The sequence below is a fragment of the Arthrobacter sp. A2-55 genome, from assembly GCF_025548615.1.
Classification (GTDB): Bacteria; Actinomycetota; Actinomycetes; order Actinomycetales; family Micrococcaceae; genus Specibacter; species Specibacter silviterrae.
Map to the genome: position 1 here is coordinate 1 of NZ_JAJLOZ010000107.1, position 10,748 is coordinate 10,748.

Sequence of the window (10,748 nt, forward strand, 5' to 3'; positions counted from 1 at the left end):
AACGCACCCGCCCAGGCAGCCCAACGCTACGACCTCCTCAACACCAACGCCGGCACCACCGGCAACGCAGGAGGCGACAGCTAACCACCCGAACCGGCACACAACACGGATGTTCCACCCGGACACCCCCGTTAAGTGCCCGCTCGCGCGAGGGGGCTAGATTGGATGCCATGGTGAACACGACGGCGGTGCTGTTGGCAGCGGGGGCCGGCACGCGGCTGGGACGCGGGCCCAAGGCCCTGCTGCCGTTCCGCGGTGCCACGTTGGTGGAGCATGCAGCCGCCGTCCTCCGGGACGGCGGCTGCACTGACGTCGTCGTCGTGCTTGGCGCAGGGTCGGCGGCAGCCGCCGTATTGCCCGGGCTGGCCGGCTGCCGGCTGGTAAGCAATGAAGGTTGGGCCTCCGGCATGGGAGGCTCGTTCCGCCTGGGGGTGGCCGCAACGGCGCCCGGCAACAACACGCTCATAGCGTTGGTTGACCAGCCGGGCGTCACCGCCGGGCTGGTCAACAGGCTGATTGCCACGCACCGGCCGGGCCGCGTCACGGCGGCCGGCTATGGCGGGGAGGGCGGCACGCTGCTCCGCGGCCACCCCATCATCTTCAGCCCCGAACTTGCCGAGCAGGCGGCCGCCACGTCAACGGGCGACGCCGGAGCGCGGCAATTTCTGCGCGAACACCCCGAACTCATCGACTTGGTGGACTGCAGCGACCTCTTCGACGGCGCCGACTTGGACACCGAGGCGGACCTGCACCTGATGGAGCGTCCGCCCAAACAGCGCAAAAGCTGAGGGAGCGTCGGGGGGGTCGGGCGCCGGCGGCCGGGTGGTTGAGGATGGGCTCCCGCTTTCGGCTCGCGGACTTTTCTGTGGGGCAAAACCCACGTTGGGTTTGGCCCCCGGTGCACCCGGGGCCAAACTCGGCACGGCTTTGGCCCCCACGGAAAGGGAGCGTCGGGGGTCAGGCGCCGGCGGCCTTCAGCCCCAGGTAGATGACGTCCCGCGCCAGCGGCAGCCGGGTGAACCTCACGCCGGTGGCGTTGCGGATGGCGTTGGCCAGCGCCGGCGCCACGGGATTGTACGGGCTCTCGCTCATGGACTTCGCCCCCAGGGGCCCCAGCGAGTCATGCGTGGCGGCAAAGTACACCTCACTGCGCGGCACGTCCGCAAAGGTGGGGATGTGGTACTGGCGCAGGATGTCCGTCGTGACGGCGCCGTCGTCCCCCACCAGGACCTCCTCGTACAGCGCCGCGCCCAGGGCCTGGGCAATGCCGCCCTCAACCTGCCCCCGGCACTGCCGCGGGTTGACCACCACGCCGGCGTCGGCCGCCTGGACGCTTTGCAGGATCCGCAGCTCCCCCGTGCCCCTGTTGACGGCCACCCGGAAGCCGTGGACGTTGAACGCCACGGAGCGCGGCGTGCCGCCCCATCGCCCCTCGGCCCGCAACGCCCGCCCCGCCAAGGCGGCCAGCTCGTAGACCCGGGCCAGCGGCAGCAGCGTGCCGGCGCAGTCCACGGCGCCCGGCACCAGCCGGCACGCCGCAACGTCCGCGCCGGCGCCGTCCGCGGCCACCTTGAGCAGCTCACCGGCCAGGTCCTGGGCGGCGAGCAGCGTCGCCTTGCCCGCAACCACGGTCCCCGTGGAGCCAAACGCTCCCGTGTCATGCTCCGTCAGGGACGTGTCGGACTGGGCCACCGCCACGAATTCCGCCCGGCTGTTGAGGGCCGTCGCCGCCAATTGCGCGTGCACCGTGGTGGTGCCGTTGCCAAATTCGGCGGTGCCCACGCTGGCCTTGAACGTGCCGTCGGCCAGCAGTTCCAGCACGGAGTGGGCAAAGTGGCCGCGCGGCGGGACGGTGTCAATCATGGACAGGGCAGTCCCCGTCCCCACGGCCCAGTCCGTCCCCAGCTCCGCGAGCCCGGCCTCGCGGTACCGCTCGGCACCCCTCCGCAGGGCGTCGTCCACGAGGTCCACGCACTGGTCCAGCCCGTAGCTGCCGTAGTGCACGTCCTCCTCGGGTTCGGGGGAAGTGGACAGCATGGGGTCCCCGGACCGGACCATGTTGCGCCGCCGGAACTCCATGGGGTCCATGCCCAGCCCTGCAGCGAGCTCGTCCATGGCCGATTCCACGGCAAAGAACATCTGGCTCAGCCCGTATCCGCGGAAGGCGCCGGCCGGCACCGTGTTGGTGTACACGGAGCGCGCATCCACCTTCTTGTTGGCGCACTGGTACACGGCGAGCGATTCCCCGCAGCCGTGGAACATGACTCCGGGAGCGTGGTTGCCGTAGGCGCCGGTGTTGACCAGCACATCCACGGCCAGCGCGGTCAGCGTCCCGTCCCTGCGGGCGCCCGCGCTGAGCCGGATGGTGAAGGGGTGGCGGGTGGTGGAGGCCGTGAGCTGCTCCGTGCGCGTGTATTCCAGTTGCACGGGGCGCCGCAGCGCCAGGACGGCCAGCGCCACAATGTCCTCCGTGAGCATCTCCTGCTTGCCGCCAAATCCGCCGCCCACCCGTCCGGCCACCACGCGCACCGCGTCCTCGGGCAGGCCAAAAACGCGGCAGAGGGCACGCCGGGTCAAGAACGGCGTCTGCGTCGAGGAGCGCATGTCCAGCCGGCCCTCCCCGTCCAGCCGCCCGATCGCTGCATGGGTTTCCAGGGCCGTGTGCTGCACCCGCTGGGTGCTGTACGTCTCCTGATGCACGACGTCGGCCAGCGCCAGTCCCGCTGCCACGTCGCCGAGCTCGGTGTGCAGCTCCGCGACAATGTTGTGCGCCGGGTCGCCGATGCGGCTGGCCGCGGCATCCTTGTCCCCGTGGACGGCCGGGGCGCCCGGGAGCAGCGCGTTTTCCGGGTCAAGGACGGCGGGCAGCACCTCATAGCTGACCACCAGGGCACGCACGCCGGCCTCGGCCTCCTGGACGGAGTCGGCCACGACGGCGGCCACCCGCTGGCCCACGTGGCGCACCACGGAATCCAGCACCAGGGTGTCGTCGGGGTCGTCCGTGAACAGCTCGTGCTGGGCCGTGGAAAACAGCTGTTTCGGCGAATCCTGGTGGGTGAAGACGGCGCGGACCCCGGGCAGCCGGAGGGCGGCGGCGGTGTCGATGGAGGTGATCCGGGCGTGGGCGTGCGGGGAGCGCAGCAGTTTCATGTGCAGCAGTCCGGGGTAGTCCGCCGGGTCGACGTCGAGCGTGTAGCGGGCCGTGCCCGTCACCACGGCGCGGCCGGCCGGTGCGCCCTGGCTGGCACCCACCTGGCCGCAGCTGTCCGCATCTTCCGTCGAGACACCCAGCACGGCGTCCCCGATGGCCCGGTAGCCGGTGCAGCGGCACAGGTTGCCCTTCAGGTTGCGGGGGAGGTTCTCCTTTTGGGCGTCGTCGAAGGTGGCCGCCGTCATGAGCATGCCCGCCGTGCAGAAGCCGCACTGGAAGCCCTGGGCAGCCAGGAACTGCTCCTGCATGGGGTGGAGCGTGCCGCCGCTGGCCAGTCCCTCCACGGTGGTGACGTTTTTGCCCGCGGCGCGCACGGCTGGGTAGAGGCAGCTGTGCACCGGCACGCCGTCCACGTGCACCGTGCAGGCGCCGCAGTCGCCGCCGTCGCAGCCCTTTTTCACGCCCAACATGCCTTCCTCGCGGAGGTAGGTGCGCAGGCATTGCCCCGGCCGCGGTTCGTTGGCGTGCGGCGTGCCGTTGATGCCCATGGCCATGGTCAGGCCCCCTTGCTTGCGTCGTGGGCCGGGGCGCCGAGCAGTTCGGCCCGGATCTCCTCAGCGAGCCGGTACGTCATGTCGCGGCGCCATTGCGGCAGTCCGTGGATGTCGTCGTGGTACAGTTCCGCGGGGATGGCGGCGTCCAGTGCCCGCCGCAGGCCGGCCGCATCCGGGAGCCCGGCACCCGGCCCGGCCGCCCCCGAACCGTCGAAGCACAACTGCACCGGCCGCTTGGTGGCGGCGGTCACGGTCAGGACCAGGCCGCCGTCGGGCGTTAAACTGCCGATGAGCAGGACGCCGGAGCGGCCCAGGTTGCTCAGCGAAAGGCGGCGGAATGCCACCCTGGAGGCCAGCGCGGCGGCGGGGAGGTGAATGCTGCGCAGGAGTTCGCCCGGGGCCAGGCTGGTGCGGGCGTCGCCCACCACCAGCCCGGCCACGGGCACCTGCCGGCTCCCGCCGCCGGGCCCCAGCACCGTGGCCACCCCGTCGAGGGAGGCGCAGAGTGAGGTCATGGGCCCGGCAGGCAGGGCTGTGGCGATGTTCCCGCCCACGGTGGACGCGTTCCAGATCTTGAATGACGCCACAAAGGAATCGCAGCACAGGCGCACCAGTTCCAGTGCCGTCCACGCCGGCGGCAGCCCCGGCCGGTCCGGCAGCGCATACAGCTCGGCGATGGTGCAGGTGGCTGCCAGCTCGATGCCGCCGTCGTCCACCTGGATGGCCGGCCAGCCGGCCGTGGTCACGTCCAGCAGGCGGCGGAGGGTGGTGCTGCCATAGGAGAACAACACGGTGCCTCCGGCCAGCCAGGCATCGCCGGGGCGCCAGGCGGAGGGGTCGGCCGTGGGAACCACTGCCTCGATGGTGTTCATGTCCATGGTTGCTAGCCGATCCCGAGGAGCTGCTGGATGGGTCCCATCCCGAAGTACACCACAAAGGATGCGACAACGCCCCACATCAGCACGTGCACTTCACGGGCCCTACCCTGCACCACGCGGATGACAACGTAGGCGATGAACCCGGCGCCGAGGCCGTTGGCGATCGAGTAGGTGAACGGCATCAGGATGAACGTCAGGAAGGCCGGAATGGCGATTCCGAAGTCGTCCCACTCCACCTTGCGGACCTGGGAGGCCATCATGAAGCCCACAATGACCAGGGCCGGGGCCACCGCCTCAAACGGCACAATGGCCACGAGCGGGGCGAAGAACGCGGCCAGCAGGAACAGCCCACCGGTGACAACGCTGGCCAGCCCGGTCCGGGCACCCTCGGCGATGCCCGCCGCCGACTCCACAAAGATTTCATTGGCGGAAACGGAGCCGAAGCCGCCGGCCACGGAGCCCACCGCGTCAACCAGCAGCACGCGGTTGGCGTTCTTCATGTTGTTGTCCTCATCCACCAGCCCTGCCTCGCTGGCCAGCCCGGTCATGGTGCCCATGGCGTCAAAGAACACGCTGAGCAAAATGGTGAAGGTCAGCAGCAGGGCGGACATGATCCCCAAATGGGCGAAGGCGCCAAACATGTCCACCTTGCCCACCAGGGAGAGATCCGGCAGGGAGAAAATCTTCGCCGGCACGGCGGGGACCATGAGCGACCAGCCGGACGGGTCCTTCTGGCTGGATGCGGTGTTGGTGACCAGTTGCAGGCCCATGGCAAACAGCGTGGAGGCGACAATGCCGATCAACAGGCCGCCCTTGACCTTGCGCACCAGCAGCACAATGGTCAGCACCAGCCCGAAGACAAACACCAGCGTGGGCCAGCCCAGCAGCTTTCCGTCCTGGCCCAGCTGCAGCGGCACGGTGGTGTGCGCCGAATCCGGGATGCGGCGCACAAACCCGGCGTTGACCAGCCCGATGATGGCAATAAACAGGCCAATTCCCACCACGATCGCCGTCTTCAGCCCGGCCGGGACCGCCCGCATGACGGCCTCCCGGAGCCCGGAAACAACCAGCAGAAACATGACGATGCCGGCAATGAGCACCAGGCCCATGACTTCCGGCCAGGTCAGGTTCTTGGTGGTGGCAATCGTGGCGGAGACAAAGGCGTTGACGCCGAGCCCGGCGGCGAGCGCGAAGGGGTACTTCGCCCACACCCCCATGACGATGGTGGTCACGCCGGCCACGACGGCGGTCACTGCAGCCACCTGGGGTATGCCCAGCACGTGGCCGGAACCGTCGGGCGAACTGAGGATCAGCGGGTTCAGGACCACGATGTAGCACATGGCGAAGAAGGTGGCCAGGCCGCCGCGGAATTCGCGCACCACGCTTGAGCCGCGGGCACTGATTTCAAAGTAGCGGTCGATGGCCAGTGCCATGCCACGCTTGGTTTCGGGCTGTCCGGGTGCCATGGAGGGCCCCTTTGCTTTTCCGGTCTTGTTCAACAGAGCCATGTCAGCCGCCCCCTAGTAATCGATCCGGGTGGCGAGCCCGTTCCAGGTGGTGAAGGGGGCCAGCGGGTCTGCGGCTCCCGGCGCCAGTTGCCGCACGGGCATGGACCGCTGCTCCACGGGGGTGTCGAAGTAGTCGTAGAAGACGGCGTCGTCGAATCCGGCGCGGGCGGCGTCGTGCCTGTCCGCGGCAAAGTACACCCGGTCCACGCGGGCCCACAGGGCCGATGCCAGGCACATGGGGCAGGGCTCGCAGCTGGTGTAGAGGGTGGCGCCGGTGAGGTCGAAGGTGCCGAGGGCCGTGCAGGCCGCCCGGATGGCCGTGACCTCGGCGTGCGCCGTGGGGTCATTGTTGGCGGTGACGCGGTTGATTCCTTCGAAGGCCCGCCCGTCCGCCGTGACCACGACGGCGCCAAATGGCCCGCCGTGGTCCAGGACGTTGGTGGTGGCCAGGTCTACCGCCCGGGCCAGGTGTTCCTGGCCAAATTCATTGATGTTCATGGTGACTTCCTTGTCACTGAAGCACCCGGCAAAACAGCATCATGCGGGAATCCTGGGAAGGATTTCCTGTACCGGTGTGCACTTGGTTTGAGATTCAAGATACGCCCGGTAGATAGCGGCCCTTGTAGGGCGCCCGCCATAGACTTGATGATGACCCTAACACCGAAATGTGAGCCGGGCAACAGTTTTTTGGAAACTCGTTACCGCATCATGAAATGTCGCGAAGCGTTGACTTTCACCCGCGCCCTCGCCTACATTGGGCGCAGGACCGTTTCGGCGGGACTGCCTGGATCAGCAGACAGGGCCTTTCAACAGGAGGAAAACTGAGCTGGCACCCGTGCGGTGCCGGCTTTTTTATTGGCCGGCCCGCCCCGTCCACTGCAAGGATCCCCATGAAGCAATCAACCCCGGACCGCCGGCTCTGGCTCAAGAACCCGCTGGCCGCCTTTACCGCCAATGACCTCGACGCCGGCGGCGGGGTGGTCCTTGCCGGCGGCCTGATCGCTGAGGTTCTCGCCGCCGGCCAGTCCCCCGCGACACCGTGCGAGGAGGTGTTCGACGCCGGCCGGCACGTCATCACGCCCGGCCTGGTCAACACCCACCACCACTTTTACCAGACGCTCACCCGGGCCTGGGCTCCCGTGGCCAATGCCGAACTGTTCCCCTGGCTGAAAACGCTCTACCCCGTCTGGGCCCGGCTGACCCCGAAGGACCTGCGGCTGGCCACGACGGCGGCACTGGCCGAACTGCTGCTCTCGGGCTGCACCACGGCCGCGGACCACCACTACCTGTTCCCGCACGGGCTTGAGGATGCCATCGACATCCAGGTGGAAGCCGTGCGGGAGCTGGGCATGCGCGCCACCCTCACCCGGGGCTCCATGTCATTGGGCGAGCACGACGGCGGGCTGCCGCCGCAGTCCACGGTGCAGGACCCCGACGTCATTTTGGCGGACAGCGAACGGCTGGTTGCCGCCTACCATGAGCGCGGCGACGACGCAGTCATCCAGATTGCGCTGGCCCCGTGCTCGCCCTTCTCGGTCACCCGCGAACTCATGGTGGAGAGCGCCGCCCTGGCCGAAAAACTGGACGTCCGCCTGCACACGCACCTGGCCGAAACCCTCGACGAGGAGGACTTTTGCCGGGAAAAGTTTGGCCTGCGCACGGTGGACTACCTCGAAAGCGTGGGCTGGCTGACGGACCGGACCTGGCTGGGCCACGGCATCCACTTCGACGACGCCGAAATCGCGCGGCTGGGAGCCGCCGGAACCGGCATAGCCCACTGCCCGTCGTCGAACATGAGGCTGGCGTCAGGCACCGCCCGCATCCTGGACCTTGAGGCGGCCGGCGTCCCGGTGGGACTGGGCGTGGACGGCTCCGCCTCCAATGACGCCTCCAACATGATCCAGGAGGCGCGGCAGGCGCTCTACCTGCAGCGGCTGCGGTACGGCGCAGGGGTCAGCGTGGAACGCGCCCTGGGCTGGGCCACAAGGGGGTCGGCACGGGTGCTGGGGCGGGAGAGCCTGGGCGAGATAGCGCCCGGACGCCAGGCTGACCTGGCCCTGTTTACCCTGGACGAGCTGCGCTTCTCAGGCTCGCACGACCCGGTGGCCGCCCTGCTGCTGTGCGGTGCCGACCGTGCGGACAGGGTCATGGTGGGCGGGCAGTGGCGCGTGGTGGACGGCCGGATTCCCGGCCTGGACCTGGGCGCGCTCATCGCGGAGCACAGCAGCGCGGCGCGGCGCCTGGTGAACGGCTAGTTTGCGCTGGCTAGTTTGCGCTGTTGAGTTCCGCGGAAATGACGGCGGCGGCCTGTTGCAGCATGGGCACGGCACGGTCCGCAAACGCCTGGTCAACCCGGGTTACGGGACCTGAGACCGAAATGGCGGTGGGGGTGGGGGCGTTAGGGACGGACATGGCGAAGCAGCGCACGCCGAGCTCCTGCTCTTCCTCATCAATGGAATAGCCGCGGTTGCGGATCAACTCCAGGTCCGCCAGCAGGGCGTCAATGGTGCCGATGCTCTTGTTGGTGGGCGTGGGCATTCCCTGCCGGGCAATGATGCCGCGGACGGTGTCATTGTCCAGCTGGGCCAGCAAGGCCTTCCCCACGCCGGTGTCGTGGGTGTGGGCGCGCCGGCCCACCTCGGTGAACATGCGCATGGAGTGCGGCGAGGGGACCTGGGCTATGTAGATGACCATGTCGGATTCCAGCACAGCCATGTTGGCGGTTTCACCCAGCTTGTCGACCAGCGTCTTCAGCTGCGGCCGGGCCAGTGCGCCCAGCTGCTTGTTGGCGCCTTCGCCCAGTCGGATGAGCCGCGGACCCAGGGCGTAGCGGCGGTTCGGCAGCTGGCGGATGTAGCCCAGCGAGACCAGCGTGCGCAACAGCCTGTGGATGGTGGGCAGGGGAAGGTCCGTGGAACCGGAGAGCTCGCTGAGGGTTACATCGCCGCCAGCGTCCGTGATGAGTTCCAGCAGTTCAAACACGCGCTCCACGGACTGCACGCCGCCGCCGGTCTTTGCTGCCATGTCGCTTTACTCCTGGATTCCTGGACGTCCACCGTCCATCCGTTGCGGGTTCCACAGTGCCCATTTATCCACATTGTGAAAATGATGTTTCAAACTCAAAGATACCGCACCGTGTCAACCACTTTGACCATTTGGCGGCAAGGACTTGTTATTCCACTAGATAGATAATAATATCCATCATACGAAAACAAATAACATTCGGGAAGCCCTCGCGGGCCACAACTTCAAGGACATTCAATGGCGAACCCTAGCCCCGGCAACTCCATCACCCTGCGCGTCAGTGCGCCGTCCAACTTCACCGTCACGAGTGAGCTTGCCGCGGCAGCCGCCTCGGCCGGCGCCGCCGTCACCGCACTGGACATTGTTGAGTCCCAGCACACCAGCATTGTTGTTGACATCACTGCGAACACCACCGACGACGACCACGCCGAGCGTGTGCGGGACGCCCTCGAGGCCCTCGACGGCGTGCACGTGCTGCATGTTTCCGACCGCACCTTCCTCATGCACCTCGGCGGCAAGCTCGAGGTCACCCCAAAGGTGGCCATCCGCAACCGCGACGACCTCTCCCGGGCCTACACCCCCGGCGTCGCCCGCGTCTGCATGGCCATCGCCGAGGACCCGGCCGCCGCACGCAACCTGACCATCAAGCGCAACACGATCGCCGTCGTCACCGACGGCACGGCCGTCCTGGGCCTGGGCGACATCGGCCCGGCCGCGGCCCTGCCGGTCATGGAGGGCAAGGCGGCGCTGTTCAAGCAGTTCGCCAACGTCGACGCCTGGCCCGTCTGCCTGGACACGAAGGACACCGAGGAAATCATCAGCATCGTCAAGGCGATTGCCCCCGTGTACGGCGGCATCAACCTTGAGGACATCGCGGCCCCCCGCTGCTTTGAGATCGAACGCCGCCTGAAGGAAGAGCTGGACATCCCCGTCTTCCACGACGACCAGCACGGCACGGCCATCGTGACGCTCGCGGCCCTCACCAACGCCCTGCGCGTGGTGGAAAAGAAGATCGAGGACGTCAAGATCGTCGTTGCCGGGGTCGGCGCGGCGGGCAACGCCATCATCCAGCTGCTTCTGGCCCAGGGCGCGAAAAACGTGGTGGCCTGCGGCCGCAACGGTGCCATCAACCGCAGCGAGAGCTACACGGATGAGCACCGCACCTGGCTGGCCAACAACACCAACCCGGACAACTTCACCGGCTCCCTCCATGACGCCATGCCCGGTGCGGACGTCTTCATCGGAGTCAGCGGCCCCAACATCCTGGGTGAGGAGCAGGTTGCGGCCATGGCGGAAAACGCCATTGTGTTTGCGATGGCAAACCCCACGCCCGAGGTGGACCCGGTCATCGCCTCACGGCATGCCGCCGTCGTGGCCACGGGCCGCAGCGACTTCCCGAACCAGATCAACAACGTGCTGGCCTTCCCCGGCTTCTTCCGCGGGCTGCTCGACGCCGGCATGTCCGACATCACCGACGATATGCTGGTCGCGGCAGCTGTTGCCATTGCCAACCGCGTGGACGATTCTGAACTCAACGCCAGTTTCATCATCCCCAGCGTCTTCGACCCGCACGTGGCCGCCGACGTCGCTTCCGCCGTTGCCAACGCGGCAGGATCAACCCTCGAAAGGACGC

The 10,748-nt window shown here is 68.0% G+C and carries 8 protein-coding genes; 3 read left to right on the forward strand and 5 right to left on the reverse strand.

The window, feature by feature from the left end; genetic code table 11:
- The first annotated feature begins 170 nt into the window (after window positions 1-170).
- Window positions 171-788 (forward strand): nicotine blue oxidoreductase, encoded by a 618-nt coding sequence (nboR, locus tag LPN03_RS19750; RefSeq protein WP_262455609.1) that lies wholly within the window; start codon window positions 171-173, stop codon window positions 786-788.
- A gap of 169 nt (window positions 789-957) precedes the next feature.
- On the opposite strand, the gene LPN03_RS19755 is transcribed toward nboR, so the two are convergent.
- The 4 genes from LPN03_RS19755 to LPN03_RS19770 are packed head-to-tail and all read right to left on the reverse strand — an operon-like array spanning window position 958 to window position 6,589.
- A complete protein-coding gene (locus LPN03_RS19755; RefSeq protein ID WP_262455610.1) occupies window positions 958-3,705 on the reverse strand; it encodes a molybdopterin-dependent oxidoreductase in 2,748 nt (915 codons plus the stop codon).
- Between the two features lie 2 nt (window positions 3,706-3,707).
- Window positions 3,708-4,583, reverse strand: a complete 876-nt coding sequence (locus tag LPN03_RS19760) for an FAD binding domain-containing protein (RefSeq protein ID WP_262455611.1) — start codon at window positions 4,581-4,583, stop codon at window positions 3,708-3,710.
- Between the two features lie 5 nt (window positions 4,584-4,588).
- Window positions 4,589-6,049 (reverse strand): NCS2 family permease, encoded by a 1,461-nt coding sequence (locus tag LPN03_RS19765; protein ID WP_262455612.1) that lies wholly within the window; start codon window positions 6,047-6,049, stop codon window positions 4,589-4,591.
- Window positions 6,050-6,103: 54 nt separating this feature from the next.
- Window positions 6,104-6,589 (reverse strand): nucleoside deaminase, encoded by a 486-nt coding sequence (locus LPN03_RS19770; protein WP_165182647.1) that lies wholly within the window; start codon window positions 6,587-6,589, stop codon window positions 6,104-6,106.
- A gap of 392 nt (window positions 6,590-6,981) precedes the next feature.
- Here LPN03_RS19770 and LPN03_RS19775 point away from each other — a divergent pair, with 392 nt between their 5' ends.
- Window positions 6,982-8,346 (forward strand): 8-oxoguanine deaminase, encoded by a 1,365-nt coding sequence (locus LPN03_RS19775; RefSeq protein ID WP_165182646.1) that lies wholly within the window; start codon window positions 6,982-6,984, stop codon window positions 8,344-8,346.
- Between the two features lie 10 nt (window positions 8,347-8,356).
- Here LPN03_RS19775 and LPN03_RS19780 read toward each other — a convergent pair whose 3' ends face one another.
- Entirely contained in the window at window positions 8,357-9,115 is a 759-nt protein-coding gene (locus LPN03_RS19780) for an IclR family transcriptional regulator (protein ID WP_165182645.1), read from the reverse strand.
- A gap of 237 nt (window positions 9,116-9,352) precedes the next feature.
- On the opposite strand from LPN03_RS19780, the gene LPN03_RS19785 reads away from it, so the two are divergent.
- The coding region (locus LPN03_RS19785; protein WP_262455613.1) for an NAD-dependent malic enzyme at window positions 9,353-10,748 on the forward strand (1,396 nt) is incomplete at its 3' end.